The 17,492-nt window shown below is 66.0% G+C and carries 12 protein-coding genes; 8 read left to right on the top strand and 4 right to left on the bottom strand.

Features of this window, described 5'->3' with window-relative positions:
• Positions 1-7: 7 nt before the first annotated feature.
• The 3 genes from ACWCOO_RS04145 to ACWCOO_RS04135 form a co-directional block, all read right to left on the bottom strand.
• Positions 8-2,404, bottom strand: a complete 2,397-nt coding sequence (locus ACWCOO_RS04145; RefSeq protein WP_446831696.1) for a xanthine dehydrogenase family protein molybdopterin-binding subunit — start codon at positions 2,402-2,404, stop codon at positions 8-10.
• A complete protein-coding gene (locus tag ACWCOO_RS04140; RefSeq protein WP_446831695.1) occupies positions 2,401-2,880 on the bottom strand; it encodes a (2Fe-2S)-binding protein in 480 nt (159 codons plus the stop codon). Before ACWCOO_RS04140 ends, ACWCOO_RS04145 begins: the two co-directional genes overlap by 4 nt.
• Positions 2,881-2,978: 98 nt before the next feature.
• Complete coding sequence (locus ACWCOO_RS04135; protein ID WP_446831694.1) at positions 2,979-3,554, bottom strand: CoxG family protein; 576 nt, start codon at positions 3,552-3,554, stop codon at positions 2,979-2,981.
• A gap of 350 nt (positions 3,555-3,904) precedes the next feature.
• Here ACWCOO_RS04135 and ACWCOO_RS04130 point away from each other — a divergent pair, with 350 nt between their 5' ends.
• Positions 3,905-5,122 (top strand): amidase, encoded by a 1,218-nt coding sequence (locus ACWCOO_RS04130; RefSeq protein WP_446831693.1) that lies wholly within the window; start codon positions 3,905-3,907, stop codon positions 5,120-5,122.
• Between the two features lie 31 nt (positions 5,123-5,153).
• Here ACWCOO_RS04130 and ACWCOO_RS04125 read toward each other — a convergent pair whose 3' ends face one another.
• Complete coding sequence (locus ACWCOO_RS04125; protein ID WP_446831692.1) at positions 5,154-6,614, bottom strand: MmgE/PrpD family protein; 1,461 nt, start codon at positions 6,612-6,614, stop codon at positions 5,154-5,156.
• A gap of 156 nt (positions 6,615-6,770) precedes the next feature.
• On the opposite strand from ACWCOO_RS04125, the gene ACWCOO_RS04120 reads away from it, so the two are divergent.
• The 7 genes from ACWCOO_RS04120 to ACWCOO_RS04090 all read left to right on the top strand — a co-directional run bounded on the left by ACWCOO_RS04120 (position 6,771) and on the right by ACWCOO_RS04090 (position 17,416).
• Positions 6,771-8,903 (top strand): hydantoinase/oxoprolinase family protein, encoded by a 2,133-nt coding sequence (locus ACWCOO_RS04120; protein ID WP_446831691.1) that lies wholly within the window; start codon positions 6,771-6,773, stop codon positions 8,901-8,903.
• Entirely contained in the window at positions 8,900-10,828 is a 1,929-nt protein-coding gene (locus tag ACWCOO_RS04115; protein ID WP_446831690.1) for a hydantoinase B/oxoprolinase family protein, read from the top strand. Before ACWCOO_RS04120 ends, ACWCOO_RS04115 begins: the two co-directional genes overlap by 4 nt.
• Entirely contained in the window at positions 10,825-12,201 is a 1,377-nt protein-coding gene (locus ACWCOO_RS04110) for an MmgE/PrpD family protein (protein WP_446831689.1), read from the top strand. Before ACWCOO_RS04115 ends, ACWCOO_RS04110 begins: the two co-directional genes overlap by 4 nt.
• A gap of 15 nt (positions 12,202-12,216) precedes the next feature.
• Positions 12,217-12,924: a Sua5/YciO/YrdC/YwlC family protein gene (locus tag ACWCOO_RS04105; protein WP_446831688.1), complete on the top strand. Its 708-nt coding sequence runs from the start codon at positions 12,217-12,219 to the stop codon at positions 12,922-12,924.
• Between the two features lie 126 nt (positions 12,925-13,050).
• Positions 13,051-15,225, top strand: a complete 2,175-nt coding sequence (locus ACWCOO_RS04100) for a TonB-dependent receptor (RefSeq protein ID WP_446831687.1) — start codon at positions 13,051-13,053, stop codon at positions 15,223-15,225.
• Between the two features lie 101 nt (positions 15,226-15,326).
• Positions 15,327-16,643 (top strand): MFS transporter, encoded by a 1,317-nt coding sequence (locus ACWCOO_RS04095; RefSeq protein ID WP_446831686.1) that lies wholly within the window; start codon positions 15,327-15,329, stop codon positions 16,641-16,643.
• Positions 16,640-17,416, top strand: a complete 777-nt coding sequence (locus ACWCOO_RS04090; RefSeq protein WP_446831685.1) for a VOC family protein — start codon at positions 16,640-16,642, stop codon at positions 17,414-17,416. Before ACWCOO_RS04095 ends, ACWCOO_RS04090 begins: the two co-directional genes overlap by 4 nt.
• Positions 17,417-17,492: the final 76 nt, after the last annotated feature.

The raw sequence follows: 17,492 nt of genomic DNA, 5'->3' as shown, positions 1-17,492 counted from the left end.
GCCTCCTCTACTCGCCCGACCGGGCGGCCTGTATGGCCTGCCATACGGCGTTCGGCGTGGCCGGCATGTCGATTTGCGTCACGCCCAAGGGGCGCAGCGCATCCAGTATGGCGTTGATCACGGCCGGCGGCGCCCCGATTGCCCCGGCCTCGCCGCAGCCCTTCACGCCGAGGGGATTGAACGGCGTTGGCGTGCATCGAGTGGCCACCACGAACGGCGGCAGGTCGTCGGCGCGCGGCATGCAGTAGTCCATGTACGAGCCCGTAAGCAACTGGCCCTCGGGCGTGTAGCGGCAGTGCTCCATGAGCGCCTGGCCGATGCCCTGGGCCAAGCCGCCATGCACCTGTCCTTCCACGACCATGGGATTGATGATGTTGCCGAAATCGTCCGCTGCCACAAAATCGCAAAGCTCCACCACCCCCGTGTCGGGATCGACTTCCACCTCGCAGATGTAGCACCCGGACGGAAACGTGAAGTTCTCCGGATCGAAGAAGGCGGTTTCTTCCAGGCCCGGCTCCAGTTCCTCAAGCGGATAGTTATGCGGAACATAGGCAGCCAGCGCCACGTCGCCGAAGGCCACCTGACGGTCGGCGCCCGCCACGCGGAATTGGCCGCCGCTGAACTCTATGTCCTCGGCAGCCGCTTCCAGCAGGTGCGCGGCGATCTTGCGGCCTTTTTCGATCACCTTGTCGAGGGCCTTTACCATCGCCGTGCCGCCCACAGCCAGCGAGCGCGAACCGTAGGTGCCCATGCCGAACGGAATCTCGCCCGTGTCGCCGTGCACGATCTCCACATTGTCGAAGTCCACGCCCAAGCGATCGGCAACGATCTGCGCAAAGGTCGTTTCGTGGCTCTGTCCATGGCTGTGGGAGCCGGTGAGCACTTGTACGCTGCCGGTGGGATGCACGCGCACCGTGGCCACTTCGTAGAGCCCCGCGCGCGCGCCGAGTTGGCCGGCCGCCTGGGAAGGCGCCGCTCCGCAGGCCTCGATGTAAAAACTCATGCCGCGCCCGCGCAGCCGCCCGCGGGCCTCGCTCTGCTTGCGGCGTTCGCCGAACTCCGCGTAGCTATTGAGCTTCATGGCGAGGTCCAGACACCCCTCGAAGTCGCCCGAGTCATAAAGCTGTCCTACCGGCGACTGGTACGGAAACTCGTCCGGCGGAATGAAATTGCGGCGGCGGATTTCGGCGGGTTCCATGCCCAACTGCACCGCCGCCTCATCCACGATGCGCTCGATCGCATAGCAGGCCTCCGGGCGCCCTGCACCGCGATAGGCGTCGGTGGGTGTGGTATTGGTGAACACGCCCTTTACGGTGATATAGACATTGGGGGTCTTATAGACTCCGGCCAGCAGCGGCGCATAAAACACCGTCGGTATGGCCGTTCCGAAGGCCGACACCCAGCCACCCAGGTTGGCGACGGTGTCCACCCTGAGCGCCGTGAAACGCGCCTCGGCGTCCAGCGCCAGTTCCACCCGCGTGAAATGATCGCGCCCTTGCGCGTCGCCGAGAAACGACTCGCTGCGCTCGGCTGTCCATTTCACCGGCACGCCCAGACGACGCGAAGCCCAGCACACGACCAGTTCTTCGGCGTAGTGGTAGATCTTCGAGCCGAAGCCACCGCCCACATCGGGCGCCACCACACGCACCTTGTGCTCCGGCATCTTCAGAGTCGCGCTGCTGATCAGCAGCCGGTTCACATGCGGATTCTGACTGGTGGTGTAGAGCGTGAGCTGCCCGGTGCCGGGATTGAAGTCCGCCAGCGAAGCCCGCGGCTCCATCGCGTTCGGAACCAGGCGATTGTTGACCAATTCCAGCGACACCACATGCGCCGCTTCCTTGAAAGCGTTTTCCGTGTTGGCCTTGGCGTCGGGCGCCATGGCCGACGGCAGCCATTCCCAGTTGAAGCAGAGATTGCCCGGCGCGTCTCCGTGAATCTGCGGAGCGCCTTCCTCCAGCGCCGCCACGGCGTTGGAGACCGAATCGAGTTCCTCGTAGCGCACGTTCACCGCCTCGGCGGCATCGCGCGCCCTGGCCCGCGTGTCGGCGATCACGACTGCCACGGGATTACCCACGTAGCGTACGCGGTCGGTGGCCAGCGCCGGAAATTCAGGCTCCACGGCAGGCGTGCCGTCGATGCTGGTGATGCCCCAGGCCACCGGCAGCGGCCCGACATCGTCGGCCTGCAGGTCGGCGCCGGTTAACACCGCGGCAACGCCCGGCATTGCCAGCGCCTCTTCGGCGTCTATGCCAAGCACTTCGGCGTGCGGATGGGGCGAACGCACGAACCATGCATAGTGCTGTCCGCGCAGGTTGATGTCATCGACGTAGCGCCCCCGGCCGGTAATGAAGCGCCGGTCTTCGGTGCGCGGAGCGGATGCGCCTATGCCCACCGCGCCGCTCATGACGCCTCCCCGCTCGTGGCGCCAGCGGCGGCGCGCACCGCCTTGACGATGTTGTGGTAGCCGGTGCAGCGGCACATATTGCCTTCCAGCCAGTCGCGCACCTCCATTTCGCTGGGCCGCGGATTGCGCTTCAGCAGATCCACGGCGCTCATGATCATGCCGGGTGTGCAAAAGCCGCACTGCAGCGCATGATGTTCGTGGAAGGCCTGCTGCATCGGGTGCAATTCGCCGTTGCGCGAAAGCCCTTCGATCGTGTCGATGGCGCAGCCTTCGGCCTGCGCCGCGAGCATGGTGCAGCTCTTCACGGAATTGCCGTCAACATGCACCACGCAGGCGCCGCACTGGCTGGTGTCGCAGCCCACATGGGCGCCTGTCAAGCCGAAATGATTGCGCAGCAGTTCCACCAGCAGCGTTGCGCCGCTGACGTCGGCGCTGACGCTCTTGCCGTTAAGCGTGAACGAAACCTTGATGTCCATTCCCGCCCTCCCTGTTTGACGTTTATCGATTACCGGCGAGGACCGGCCCCGGCTGCCGATAATACCGCGTTCGGCGACCCGCGCCGGCCACGATGGCGTCAGGCTGCGCGGTTGAGCAGGTAGATCGCCGCCGCAAGGGCCAGCAATAGGCCCAAGGCCAGCCAGCGCAGGACCGGACGCGCGAACCAGCGGTTCAAAGCGCCACCCCCCGCAGACCGCGCCGCGGACTTATGCCTGCCGTCCAGTATTTCAGCCAGACGCGCGAAGAAATGCGCCGCGATCTTGTGCGTAATGCCTGACAGCAGGCGCGAACCCACTTGCGCCAGCTTGCCGCCCAGTTGCAATTGGGCCGTGTAGCTGAGTTTCGTGCCGCCGGCGCCATCCTCGGCCAACTGCACATCCGCCACCCCGCGGCCGAATCCGACCGGCGCCTTGGCGCTGCCTTCCAGCCGGTAAGCCTTGGGCGGATCGGGATCCACGATGCGTATTTCCACCGAGAACCGGGCGCTGACCGGGCCCACTTCGGCCTTCATCAAGGCCTTGTAGCGATTCTCGCCTACCAGTTCGAACGATTGGCAACCGGGAACGCAGGCAGCGAGCACCTCAGGATCGATCAGCGCTTCCCAAACCGCCTCGCGTGCATGCGCGAGGTCTTGTTCTCCCTTTACCTCCAAGGGCTAGCCCTCGTGCCTCAACAGATTCCGGGCTTCGAGTGAAAGCTGCCGCGGTGGATCGAAATGCGGGAAAGCGGGATGGTGGACCGGCGCATGGTGCAATGCTACCCGGCGCGGGCGGCTGCCGGCAATTGCACAAGCCGCGTGCGGGCGGCGCGCTCAGTGCGTTGAACCTTGGAGAGGACGCTTGCCTTTCGCCCCGGCTTTCTCGTACAAGAGGCTCTTCAAGACTAAGCATCGCATGCGAGAACTCAGGGAGCCGGGCGATAAACCGCAATCCAGACGCTAGTACGGGAAGCACCAGCCTTGCGGCGCGGCTGGCGCGTGGGGACATTTCCAGCGGAGCGGCGGTGGAGCGCTGCATTGCGCGTTTCAAGGAGCGCGAAAAAGCCGTGCGGGCATTCGCGTCTTTCGATGCCGAGCGCGCGCTGGGCGAAGCGCGGGCGCGCGACCGGGAACGCGCGTTGCGCGGACCGCGCAGCGCACTGCATGGGCTGCCTTTTGCGGTCAAGGACGTTATCGACACGGTGGATTTGCCCACGCAGCGGAATTCGCCGCGCTACGAGGGTCGGCGGGCAGAGCAGGACGCCGCCTGCGTTCGGATGCTGCGACAGGCCGGCTGTGTGCTTCTGGGCAAGGCGGAAACGGTCGAATTCGCCGGCATCGGGCGCGCTGCGCCCACCACCAATCCGCACGATCCCGAACGCACGCCGGGCGGTTCCTCAGCCGGTTCCGCCGCCGCCGTCGCCGCCGGTATGGCGCCGCTGGCGCTAGGCACGCAGACCGGCGGTTCGATAATCCGGCCGGCCTCGTTCTGCGGCGTAAGCGGCTTCAAGCCCACCTACGGACGGGTGCCCGTGCAGGGTTTGTGGCTGCACGCGCCCAGCCTCGACACGGTCGGCTGGCTGGCCGAAGACGTGGCGCTGCTGGCACGCGCCGCCGAAGTCCTGAAGCTGGGCGTATGGCAGGCGCCTGAGGCGGGGCAGCGGCTCAAGTTCGGGTTGTATCGCACGCCCTACTGGAACGATGCAGAGCCGGCCAGCCGCTCCGCGGTGGAAACCGCTGCCGAGAAACTGGCTGCAAGCGGCCACAGCGTCGAGATGGTCGGCGAAATCCCGGGCGCGAACAAGCTGAACGCATGGCAGGACGCGATCATGCACGGCGAGGTGCGGATTTCACTGCTGGCCGAGTATGCGGCCGGCAAGGCGGGCCTGCACGAGGACATCATCGAGGAAGTCGAGGTGAACCGCGGCATCACGCCGCGCGACATGGCAGCGGCCTACGACGGCATCGGCGCCTTGCGCCCGGTGTTCGATCAGCGCCTGGCCGGCTACGATGCCTGGCTCACGGCTGCAACGCCGGGCGAAGCCATCCTGCGCAGGAACGGTGACGGCGAGGCTTCCTTCAATCGCATGTTCTCGGCGCTGCACCTGCCCTGCGTTACCGTTCCGGGCCTCCGCGGGCCGGCCGGACTGCCGGTGGGCGTGCAACTCGTGGGCGCCCGCTTTGCGGATATGCAGGTCCTGACCGCAGCCGCAGTCATGGAAGAATTGCTGAGGCGCGGCTAAGGTTCCTCGCTGTCGGAGGCCGGGCGTCCTCTCACTTCTCGAAGATCGCCTCAAGAGGCCATTCGGGCAAGTCGGCGACGCCGTCGAGTTCCTCCATCCGCAGCAGCCGCGCGAACAGGTCGGCGGCCAGGGTTTCGGTTAATCCGGGCAGGAACCCCGCACCGTCCGAGAACACCGCCGAAGGCGAGGATGATCCGCTCCCGAATTCGCTCTGCAGCGGCCACCCGCCGGCGAACGCGGCGCAGTCCATGAACTTGGCGCGCAATTCGTCGCTGCTCAGCGGTTTCTGCCCATGCCCCCGATAACGGTAAACGGGTTCGCTGACGAGTTCGGCGCCTTGCGCCGTCAACACGCTGACTGTGTCGCAACGCGCGCCCACCGGATAGATCGGATCGTCATCCGGGCCCTCTTCGCGCGCGATCCTCTTCATCAGCGCCTGCACATCGCTGTGACGCACACATTCGTCGCGCATTTCATTGAGCCCCAAGCGCCCGAACAGCAAAGCGGCGGCCACCGCGAATTCGAGGCTGAACTTGGCCTGCATGGCGTTGCGCGGCAGCCGAAAGCGCATAACCGAGGAGTGTGATTTGCTGATCCGAACGGTGACGCGCTTAATGGCTTGCGGCTGCACGGCATGGTCCCGGCGCAACTGCAGGGCTGCCTCCACGCAACGCTGGGCGGCACCCACCACCGGATAAGGCTTGATGTTCAAGCCATGCTCGGCCATGTACCAGTCCTGGCCGAGCTCCGTCGCCGGCGCGGCGCAATCGACGCGGCCTGCCGGAGAAATCGCGCGCAGAAACCCACCCGATCCGTCCAGCGCGTGCGGCCCGGCGTCCAGCCCGGCCATGGCTCTGCGCACCGCGGCCACGCCGGCTTCCGCGGCCCGCGCAGCCTGGTAGGGCTTGGCTTGCGTTCCGAAGTTATCCATCACGCCGCCGCCCGCAGCAGCAGCCAGCCCCAAAGCATTGCGTGTCTCCGTGCGCGGCAGACCGCGCAGCCAGCACAGCGCTGCGGCAGCAGCGATTGGGCCATAGACACCCGTGGGGTGCCAGCCGGCGGCCTGCATGTAGTCTTGCTCGCGCCGCGCCAGAACACTCCATACTTCGAACCCGGCCAGGTAAGCGCCCAGCATGCGTGCGCCGGCGGCGCCCACAACTTCGGCCTCGGCCAAAATTGCAGGAACCAGCACCGCGCTGGTGTGGTTGGCGAAGGCGTAATCGTCCAGGTCCAGCGCATGCGCGGCCGCCGAACCGATCAGTGCCGATTGCGCGGCCGGCATCCGCGCGCCGCTCAGCAGCACACGGCACTCCGGCGATCCGCCCTGCTCCGCCCGCCACAAGTTGCGCACGACCGGCTGGCCGGCGCCTGCCAGCGCCACGCCCAGGCAATCGATGAAACCGGTAGCGGCCAGGCGCCGAGCCTTCTCCGGCGCGCTCGCGGGCGCGCCGCCGCACAAAAAGTCGAGAACGGATTCGGTCAGTGCGCCCATGCGCGGGCAACGATACACCGGCCGGCGCGGCGCGATGTCCGGCGTACACGCGGAAGCAATGGATTGCGCCGAAAACGCCGTGCGGCAGCAATCCCGGCCGCCGGTCTCTATGAGAAAATGCCTTTCTTTTGAGAGCGCGGAGGGGCGCCGGACGACTTGGCGCGAATTGGCATCGACATCGGCGGCACGTTCACCGACCTCATTGCGGCCGACAACAACGGCCGGGCGCTGGGCACTCACAAGCTGGCGTCCACGCCCGACGACCCTTCGCGGGCCGCCATGCAGGGTCTGGAGCAACTGCTGCGGAAGACCGGCCTGGGTTTCGACGATGTGGAGTTCTGCTGTCACGGCACCACCGTGGCCACCAATGCGCTCCTCGAAGGCAAGGGCGCCCGCACCGGACTTATCACCACCCACGGCTTTCGCGATGTGCTGCATATCGGGCGCAAGAATCGCCCCTACAACTTTTCGCACTCGCAGGAGATCGCCCGCCAAAGCCGGCCGCTGGCGCCACGGCGCTGGCGAATGACGGTGCGCGAACGCGTCCGCGCACCCGATGGCGCCATCGAAACGCCGCTTGACGAAAACGATGTGCTGCGGGCCATCGCGCGGCTTAAGGAAGAAGGCGTGGAAGCAATCGCCGTGTGCTGTCTGTTCTCCTTCCTGAACCCGGAGCACGAGCGGCGCATCGCCGAGCTGGCGCGCAGCGAATTTCCCGAGGCCTACGTTACCGCCAGCCACGAACTCGCGCCGCTGGTGCGGGAGTACGAGCGTTTTTCCACCACCGCCATGAACGCCTACGTGGGCCCGGTCACGGCGCGCTACGTACGCCGCTTCGCCGCCGGGCTCAAGGCCGCCGGCGTGCCCGCGCAACTGCGCCTGATGAGTTCCAGCGGCGGCATGGTGGCGCCCGCCGAGGCTGAGCGCAGACCGGTCAACTTGCTGCTATCGGGACCGGTCGGCGCCTTGATTGCCGGTATCGACGCAGCTCGCGGAATCGGCCGCAGCGATGTGATCACGCTGGATGTCGGCGGCACTTCCGCCGACATCGGCGTGGCGCCGAACGGCGAGATGCGTATGAGGAGCCTGCTCGACACGCGCGTGGGCGACTACGACGTGATGACGCCGATGACGGATATCGCGACACTGGGCGCGGGCGGGGGTTCCATCGCCTGGCTGGACGATCAGGGAATGTTCCGCGTGGGGCCGCAAAGCGCCGGCGCCCAACCCGGTCCCGCTTGCTACGGTCGGGGCGGCGAACAGCCAACCGTGACCGACGCGCTGGTCGCAGCCGGCTGGTACCGCCCCGAGCACCTGGCCGGCGCGGTGCCCAGCCTCGCACCGGACAAAGCCGGTCACGCCATCCGCGCGCACATCGCCGAACCGCTGGGTATGACACTTGAGGACGCCGCGCTGGGCATTTTCGACATCGCCGTCAACAACATGGCCGAGGCCATGCGCGTGGCCAGCGTATCCAAGGGTTTTGACCCGCGCGAATTCACGCTGGTGGCCTACGGCGGCGCGGGCGGAGCGTTCGCTGCGCCGGTGGCCGAAGCCTTGTCCATCGGCGAGGTTCTGGCGCCGCCACATCCCGGGGTGGGCGCTGCCGGCGGCCTGTTGTGCGCGCCAGTGCGCTACGAATTCAAGACCACGCTTTGGGGCGCGCTGGATGGCCTGGATCATGCCGGCGTTCAAGCGCAGCTTGACGAGATGACGCGCGCGGCGAAAAACCGCCTGGTCGGCGACGGATTCGAGGCAGAGGATGTCCGCCTCAAGCTGTGGGCGGAATGCCGCTACGCCGGCCAAGGTCATGAGCTGGCCGTGGAAACGCCTGCCGGCGCAGTCGATGCCGAGTGGGCGAAAGCGTTAGGCGAGCGCTTTCACACCGAACACGAGCGGGCCTACTTGCGCGCCTATCGCGACAAGCCGGTGCGCGTGATCAACCTGGGCGTGTCGGCCTATGTGCCGGGCGCGCCGCTAGTGCCGCAAGAGAGCGCGGCAACGGCTGCCGAACGCGCAGAACCACTGCAAACCGCCACCTGCCTGTTTCCGGGCCACGGCGAACCGCTTCCAACGGCCTTCTACCACCGCGCCAGTCTGCAATCGGGACACGGCATAGCCGGACCGGCCATCGTCGAGCAGACCGGCGCCACCACCGCGATTCCTCCAGGCTGGAGCGGGCGCGTGGACAACTACGGCAACCTTCTGCTGACGCGCATGCGGACCGGAAAAGAGGGCATGCCCGCCGCGCACGAAGCCGAACGGCGCCTCGCCGAGGTGACAACATGAGCGCTGCGCCACTCTGGCCCGGTCTCGAAAGTGCGCGCAGCACCGGCCTGGGCGCACACACGCAGCGCCGCTGGAACCGCGTGGAGGTGGACCCGGTTTCGCTGCAGGTGATCGGCGGCGCGCTGCAGTCCATCGCGCATGAAATGGCCGAGCTCCTCGTTCGCATGGCCTACTCCAGCGTCATGCGCGAGTCGCGCGACATCGGCGCCGCGCTGCTGGATTTCGACGGCCGGCAACTCTGCGAAAGCGACTCCACGCCCATGCACTGCGGCTCCCTGCCCGCCTATGTGCGCGGCATCGACCGCAAGCACCGCGGCCGCTACCGGCCAGGCGACATCTACCTCCACAACCACCCCTACCACGGCGCGTCGCACAGCCCCGACTACGGCGTGCTGCTGCCACTGTTCGCGGGTAGCGTGCATGTGGGTTTTGCCGGATGCACGGGCCACATGGTGGATATCGGCGCAGCCGACCCCGGTTTTTCGGTGGACGTGCCGGACTTTTTCGCCGAAGGTCAGATACTCGACGCGGTAAAGCTGCACGACGGCGGTGCGCGCCGCGAGGACCTCTGGTCGCTGATCATGGACAACGTGCGCACACCGGAAGCCAATTCCGGCGACCTGGAGGCCATGATCGCCTGCTGCCGGCTGGGTGAGGAGCGCTTCGCGGGGCTCGTGACCAAGCACGGGCTGGACCAGGTCATGAGCGCGGCCGAGGCATGGATGGACTATGCCGAGCGGCGGCTGCGGGCGCGCATCGAGCAGTTGCCGGACGGCGAGTACCCGGCGCCGGATGCCTGGCTGGAGGACGACGGCAAGCATTTCGGCAAGCCGCTTAAGATCGCCACCCGCGTGATCGTGCGCGGCAGCGACATCTGCGTGGACCTGTCCGGCTCCAGCGATCAGACCACCACCGGCTTCAACTGCCCCTTCGAGGGCAGCGTACTGCCGGCGGTGAATTTCGCGGTGCGCGCGCTGCTGCTGGACGAGACCGCCGAGGGCGCAGGCGTACCGCAAAACGACGGCGTGTTCCGGCCCGTGTACGCGCATGCGCCCAAGGGCAGCATCTTCAACCCGGTCTTTCCGCGCGGCTGCGAGGCGCGCTTCACCCAAATCAACCGCATTCCGGACCAGGTGCTGCAGGCGCTGGGCAGCGTTCTGCCCGAGCGCGTGACGGGTGGAAACTCCGCCAACGTGTCCTGCTTCGTGTATTCCTTCGAGTCCGGCGAAGGAAAATACCGGATCAACGTGGAGATAAACGAAGGCTCGTACGGCGGCCGTAACGGACGCGACGGGCTGGACGCCGTGGATACCCTGATGGCCAACACCCGCAACAACCCGCTCGAAGAAATGGAGCTCTCGGCGCCGATGCTCTGCGAGCGCTACGAGCTGCGCGGCGAAGCCCCGGCCGCGGGACGCTGGCGCGGCGGCATGGGCGCGGTCAAGACATGGCGCTTTCTTGAAGACGCCGCGGTCAGCTCCACAGGCGACAACCGTTCGGACGATCCGCCGCGCGGCATCTTCGGCGGCGCCGACGGACTGCCCGGCGAGGTGAAACTCAACCCGCGCACGTCCAAAGAACAGCAACTGCCGGCCAAGATATCGCATGCCCGATTCGCCGCCGGCGACCGGCTTGAAATAACGCTGGTTTCCGGGGGCGGCTACGGCGACCCGCTGGAGCGCGACCCGCAGCACGTGGCCGAGGATGTGCTCGACGAACTGGTCTCCGTTGACGAGGCGCGGGAAAGCTACGGCGTCGTAATGGACCCCGGCGGTAATAGCGTGGACCTCGCGGCCAGCAGACGCTTGCGCGAAAGCTTGCGGGGCAGCCGGCAGGCAGGGGCTTCCGGCACTTCGCACGGACGGCACGCGCCTGCGGAAGCTCCCGCCGCGATCGCCGTTGCCGCCCGGGAAGAGAAACAATGAGCATTCCCGAAAACAGGCGCAGTCTGGCGCTGGCCGAAGAACTGCTGGCAACGGCTGCGGAACCGCTTGCACAGCGCGATCTCGACCAGATCGCAAACCTGATTCTCGACCACCTCGGCTGCTGCTATGCCGGTTCGCAGTTGGCCTGGGGCCGGCGCCTGCACGAGTGGGCCGGCGCCTACGACGGCTCCGGCAAGGCGCCGCTGTTGGCCTCCGAGCTGCGCCTGGCGCCGGCCATGGCGGCCTTTGTCAACGCCACCTCCGCGCATGGCATGGAACTGGACGACACCCACGACGAGTCGGTCAGTCATCCGGGTGCGGCGGTGATCGCTTCCAGCCTCGCGCTGGCGGCGCACCACGACCTTGACGGGGCGCGCGTGGCGGCGGCGATTCGTGCCGGCTACGAAGCGGCGGGGCGCGTGGGTGCGGCCACCAATGCCGCCGAGACCATCGAGCTGGGCTTTCATCCCACCAGTTTGTTCGTGGGCTTCGGCGCCGCCGCGGCGGCCGCCGTGCTGCTGCGCCTCACGCCGCGGCAACTGGCGCGCGGCTGGGGCCTGGCGCTATCGATGGCCGGCGGCTCGATGCAGTTCAGCCAGGAACCGGAGGGCACCACCGTCAAGCGTCTGCACGGAGGCTACGCGGCGCTGCACGGCGTGATGGCCGCCGAACACGCAGCACTCGGGATTGCCGGACCCGAGCAGGCGCTGGAAGGCCGTTACGGCCTTATCCGCAATTTCGGCGCCAATTCCGATCCCGAGCGGCTCAACCGGCCGCATCCGGATGGCCCCGAAATCCACCGCATCAGCTACAAGCCCTACCCCTGCTGCCGGCTGTTTCACTCCACGTTGGACGCACTGGCCGAAGCTACCCGCGATTTCAGTCTCGAGCCCGAAGACATCGAGGCAATCACGGTAGGCGGGCCGGACATCATGGTCACGCAACACATGCTGCGCCGACCCACTTCCGAGATGGCCGCACAGTACAGTCTGCCCTTCACGCTGGGCGCGGCGCTGCATTACGGCCCGAGCTCGGTGGCCGGCTTCATGGGAGAGGCGCTTGAAGATTCGCGCATACTGGCGGTCGCGGACCGGGTCGAGGCGGTGGCCGACGCCGAAATGCAGGCGGCGTTTCCCGCACACTTCGGGAGCTGGCTGGAACTGACAACTCGCGGCGGCGGCAAGCGCCGCGCCAGCGTCCTGGACAGCCTCGGCACGCCGGCCAAACCCATGACGCGCGGCGACCTGCTCGCAAAATTCACCGGGCTTGTGGCCGGAGAACATCAGATCAAGGCCCGAAAAATCACCGAAAAATTGGATAAAATGGAACAACTTCGTTCAATTAAACCTCTTCTTTCATCATTCTGTCATTAAAATCGCTTATCTTCTATGAAAAACACCCGAACTACTGCCGACCCGGTGTCGGCCAGCCGCCTGCGAGACGATGTCAGCTTGTTGCTTGACACTATTGCGGCCGGCGGAGTGGCGATCGCGCCGCTGGATGTAGCCTACGCCGTCAACGCCTGCACCGAGGCAGGCATCCGGGCCATCTATGCCGCCAAGAAGCGCAGCTACGAGAAGCCCGGTGGCCTGTTCGCCAATGTCGCGATGAGCCGCGCCATCCACGTCATGGAAGACTGGAAACATGACCTGGCCGAAACCATCACGCGGGAGGAAAACATACCTTTCTCCATCGTGGCGCCGTTTCGCGTCAAGCACGAGTTCTTCAGCCGCGTGGAGCCTTTCGTCATGGCGTCCTCGACCAAGGCCGGCACTTTGGACATGCTGCTCAACGCCGGGCAATTCCACGACGAGATCGCTCGCCAATCCTGGCAGCGCGGCATGCCGGTGTTCGGCTCGTCGGCCAACACCTCGTTGCAAGGGTCGAAGTATCGCTATCAGGACATCGAAGCGCCGGTGCGTGAAGTGGCCAGCGTGTATTTCGACTACGGAATCTCCAAGTACGCCAACCCCGAGGGACACTCCAGCACCATCATCGACTTTCGCGATTTCTCGGTTATCCGCGTGGGCGTCGTGTTCGACCGCGTCGCAAGCGCCTTTCGCAAGCACGGCAAGGTGGCGCTCAAGCTTCCCTGATTTGGCTCCGAACTCACCGGGATTGAAAAAGACACCGGACAATCAGACTGCGGTAAAATGGAGGGTTCAAGTGGCGGTCAGCGGGGCCGCCGAAATTTTGCATTGCGCGAATCGGGAGATTCCCAAATGACCATTCTTTCCGTTCGGCGGCCGCTTGCCGCCACCATCGCACTCCTGGCCGTCGGCGGCCTGTCGGCGCAGGACAACGCGCTTGAGGAGATCATCGTTACGGCCGAGAAGCGCGAAGCGTCGCTGCAGGACACGGCGCTGGCGATCACCGCCGTGGGCGGCGAAATGCTGGAAAACGGCGGGCTGGACGAAATCGAGGACTTGAGCCTTGATGTGCCATCGCTGGTATTCAGCCGCGCCGGCGGCGAAGCGCAGGTATATATCCGCGGCGTGGGCACCAACCTGTTCGGCATTGGCCAGGATTCCTCGGTGGCGGTACACCAGGACGGCGTTTATCAGGGCCGCGCGCAGATGGGGCTGACCCAGTTCCTTGATGTGGAGCGCGTCGAGGTGCTGCGCGGTCCGCAGGGCACGCTCTATGGCCGCAACGCCACCGCCGGCGTGATCAACATCATTCACCGCGCACCCGGCGACGAGCCGGAAGGCTATGTGAATCTCAAGCTGGGCAACTTCAACCGCTACGATGGCGAGGCAGCCTACGGCGGCCCGCTCGGCGAGGGCGCGGGCTTTCGCCTGGCGGTGCGCTACGGTTCGGACGGAGGCTTCACCGAGGACCTCGACCCCAGGGGTGGCGACGAAGTGGATGGCGGCGAAACCATGGCCGCCCGCGCCACGCTCAGCTTCGCGCTTTCCGACACGATCAACGCCAAGATCATCGGCGATTACACCGACTTCGATGGCGACAACCGCACCATCCGGCCGCGCGGCAACCTGCACCGCTCGGCAGCCGAAGGCGCCCAGGCGCTGCCGGGCTTCGACCAGACCCGCAACGAGGTGGACAGCTTCCAGAAGTGGACCATCGGCGGCATTACCGCTGAAGTAACCGCCGACCTGGGCAACGGCGTCACGCTCACCTCCATTACCGGCTACCGCCAGTTCGAGGACAGCTTCCGCTTCAACACCGACGGCACCGAGATCTTCGTGACGCAAACGCACTTCGAACGCGATACCGACCAGTTCTCCGAAGAAATTCGCCTCGCCTGCGCGTGCGACGACTACCAATGGATCGCCGGTCTCTACTACTTCACCGAAGACAAGGAAGAGGCGCTGGGCCTCCCGGCGCTCAATTTCGGCGGCGCATTCAACATATTCGCCACCAACAAGACCGACGCCTGGGCCGGTTTCGGCGAGTTGACCTGGCGCTTCAGCGACCGGCTCGACGGCACCGTCGGGCTGCGCTACAGCTCGGAAGAGAAGGAAGACTGGAACCTGCGCGGCCTGACCGGAGGCAATTTCGACGGCCTGTTCGGCGCCAGCGACCCGCGGGCCTTCTCGTTCGGGTTCCCGCCGCGCAACACTACCGACGACTGGAGCGCCTTCACGCCCAAGCTGGGCCTGAAGTACGACTTGCGCGACGACATCATGGTGTACTCCACGCTCACGCGCGGGTTCAAGTCCGGCGGCACCAATTCGCTAAGCGGCGACCCGGCCTTCGATCCTGAATACCTCTGGAGCTTGGAACTGGGCGGTAAGTCCACCCTCGCCGACGGCAGGGCAACCGCCAACGCGGCATTGTTCTACTACGACTACACCGACCTGCAGGTATCGACCTTCACCGAGGGCACGGTGAGCGTAACCAACGCGGCCGAAGCGACCGTGTTGGGACTGGAACTGGACGTGTCCATGGTGCTGTCCGACGAGTTCACCTGGACCAGTTCCGCAATGCTGCTTGACGCCGAATACGACGAGTTCGTAACCCGCTATGGCGGCGTCACGGGCATCGTGCTCGACGTGGCTGGCAACAGTCTGGTCAACGCGCCGGAAGTGTCGCTTACTTCCACGCTCAACTACAGCGCCGACATCGGTCCTGGCGAGTTCTCGGCCATGGCCCAGATTGCCTATCGCTCCACCGTGTATCACAGTCAGTTCAATGAAGCGGAGGTGGGCCAGGGCAGCCTGATGCTGGCCAACATCCGCGCCGGCATCCGCTTTTTGAGCGGCGTGGAAGTGGCCTTTGTGGCCCGCAACCTTCTGGGCCGCGAGTACTACCAGAACTCGGTACGGTTCACGTCACTCAACGACCGCAGCAAGGACTTACTGGGCATCGGCGCTGCGCTGGGCTACCCGGGCGAAGGCCGCTCCTTGGCGCTGCAACTGCACTGGGGATTTTGAGACGCGAAAGAAGGACGCTCTCCGCGCGCGGAGGGCGTCCTGAAAGGCATCCGGCGCAGGGTTTCGCGCTTGCACGGTTCTTGCCTCAACCCGGCGGCTGAATGACCCGTAGGCCGCCCACGGACTGGCGCAGTTGGTACGTCGTAGGCGTCCTGTCGGTCGCCTACATCTGCTCGTTCATCGACCGCTCGGTGCTGGGCCTGATGGTGGGCCCCATCAAGGAAGACCTGGGCATAAACGACACCCAGTTCAGCCTCCTGCACGGGTTCGCCTTCGCCATCTTCTACACGCTGCTGGGCATCCCCATCGCCTGGCTCGCCGACCGCGCCAGCCGCCGCAACATCATTGCCGCCGGAATCGCGGTCTGGAGCCTGATGACCGCGCTGTGCGGCATCGCGCGCAGCTTCGGCGCGATGTTTCTGGCCCGCGTGGGCGTCGGCGTAGGCGAGGCGGCGCTGTCGCCGGCCGCCTACTCGATGATCGCCGACCTGTTTCCACGCGAGAAGCTGGGCCGCGCGCTGGGCATCTATTCCTCGGGCGTGTTCGTGGGAATCGGCCTGAGCTTCATCATTTCGGCGGTGCTCATCGAAGCCCTCGATACGATCACGCTGCCGTTAGTGGGTGAGCTGACTCCATGGCGGCTCACGCTGATTCTGGTGGGCGCCCCCGGTTTGCTGGTTGCAGCGCTATGCTTCACCTTCCGCGAGCCGCCCCGCGTGGGCGCCAAGACCGGCGGGTTGCCGCTGCGCACAGTGGGGCGATTCTTTGGCCGGAACGTACGCCTTTATGTGCTGCATTTCCTGGCTTTTTCGATGCTCACGCTGCTGTTCAACGCCGTGATGACCTGGCTGGCCGAGTACCTGATCCGCATTCACGGCATGGAGCGCAGCGTGGCGGGGCCGGCCCTCGGCCTCATCGTTACGTTCTTCGGCGGCGGCGGAATAATCTGCGGCGGCCTTTATTCCGATTACCTGAAGCGCCGCGGAGACAACGGCGGTGCGATCCGCTCCGCGTTGCTGGCCGCCTGCCTGGCGCTGCCGCTGGCCGCCAGCGCCACGCTCATGCCCAGCGCCGAACTGTCGCTGGCGCTGGCCGCGCCGCTGCTGTTTTTCGTAAGCTGGGTGTTCGCGCCTGCCACGACTTCCCTGCAGCTCTTCACGCCGCCCGCCATGCGCGCCCAATTTTCGGCCGTGTACCTGTTCGTCGTGAATCTGACCGGCATCGGCTTTGGCGGAACCGCCGTGGCGCTGATTACCGACTACGTGTTCCGCAGCGACGACATGCTGCACTATTCGATCGCCATCGCCGCCGGCGCCAGTGGAGTCGTTAGCGTAGCTCTGCTGTGGATGCTGTTGTCCGTCTATCGCCGCTCGATGAACGAGCGCGAACGCGAACTCGCGAGCGAAACCGCAGCATGACCAGGCTTTCACTGGATATTGACCATGTCGGCTTGGTAGGCCCGGACATTCACGCGACTGTGGCCGCCTATCGCGCGCTGGGCTTCCGGGTGACCGAACCGGTGGAACTGATGGGCACGGCTCCGGACGGAAGCGAGCAGAGCCTGGGCCAGCAAAGCGCGCACTTCGTTTTCGGTTCCACATATGTCGAGCTGAGCGAAGTAACAGAGCCGGGGCCCGATCACCACCTGGCCGACTGGCTGGGACCGGAACATGCCGTACGTATTCTGATCTTGCGTGCCAACGACATCCACGCCACGCATCAACGGGCTGCGGCGGCCGGGCAAGACCCCACGCCGGTGGGCGAGGCCAGCCGCAGCCTGCAATACGCCAGCGGCGCCGTGGCGCGTTTCCGCTGGCTGTCCCTGCCGGCCGAGCGCTTTCCGGAGGCGCTGTGCGGCTATGTGCAGCATTTGACCCCAGACCTCGTGTTCTACCCCGCCATGAACCGCCATCCCAATGCTGCGGTGGAACTCACGGGCATAACGCTGGACGCCGCCGACGTGAAAGATGCCCGGCGGCGCTTCGGCCTGCTCGAAGACCCGAACGCTGCCGGACGTCTGCATATCCGAGCGGCGCAACAGAGCCGCGGACGTTTCACGGCCTTGCACCTTCGCACCCGCAGCCTGGAGCTGACCGCAAGCGTGTTGAGCGAAGCCGGCCACCGCTTCGAACAGGCGAACGGCAGACTGGACGTAGAAGCCCCCGGCGCGCGCCTGGTTTTCTCCGAGTAAGGTGTCACGGCCCGAAAACGGGCGCAATATAGGGGCCAATCGCGGAGGGGAGCCGCCAAACCATCGACAGACTCAG

Source organism: Candidatus Foliamicus sp. (assembly GCF_965221325.1).
Classification (GTDB): Bacteria; Pseudomonadota; Gammaproteobacteria; order Steroidobacterales; family Foliamicaceae; genus Foliamicus.
The sequence above is the reverse complement of the archived record's forward strand: the minus strand, read 5'-3'. Positions and strand labels throughout refer to the sequence as shown.

Excerpts from the sequence above, each read along its gene's own strand:
- ACWCOO_RS04125 (WP_446831692.1), bottom strand. The coding sequence starts at position 6,614 with ATGGGCGCACTGACCGAATCCGTTCTCGACTTTTTGTGCGGCGGCGCG.
- ACWCOO_RS04140 (WP_446831695.1), bottom strand. The coding sequence starts at position 2,880 with ATGGACATCAAGGTTTCGTTCACGCTTAACGGCAAGAGCGTCAGCGCC.
- ACWCOO_RS04145 (WP_446831696.1), bottom strand. The coding sequence starts at position 2,404 with ATGAGCGGCGCGGTGGGCATAGGCGCATCCGCTCCGCGCACCGAAGAC.
- ACWCOO_RS04110 (WP_446831689.1), top strand. The coding sequence starts at position 10,825 with ATGAGCATTCCCGAAAACAGGCGCAGTCTGGCGCTGGCCGAAGAACTG.
- ACWCOO_RS04115 (WP_446831690.1), top strand. The coding sequence starts at position 8,900 with ATGAGCGCTGCGCCACTCTGGCCCGGTCTCGAAAGTGCGCGCAGCACC.
- ACWCOO_RS04095 (WP_446831686.1), top strand. The coding sequence starts at position 15,327 with ATGACCCGTAGGCCGCCCACGGACTGGCGCAGTTGGTACGTCGTAGGC.
- ACWCOO_RS04100 (WP_446831687.1), top strand. The coding sequence starts at position 13,051 with ATGACCATTCTTTCCGTTCGGCGGCCGCTTGCCGCCACCATCGCACTC.
- ACWCOO_RS04105 (WP_446831688.1), top strand. The coding sequence starts at position 12,217 with ATGAAAAACACCCGAACTACTGCCGACCCGGTGTCGGCCAGCCGCCTG.
- ACWCOO_RS04090 (WP_446831685.1), top strand. The coding sequence starts at position 16,640 with ATGACCAGGCTTTCACTGGATATTGACCATGTCGGCTTGGTAGGCCCG.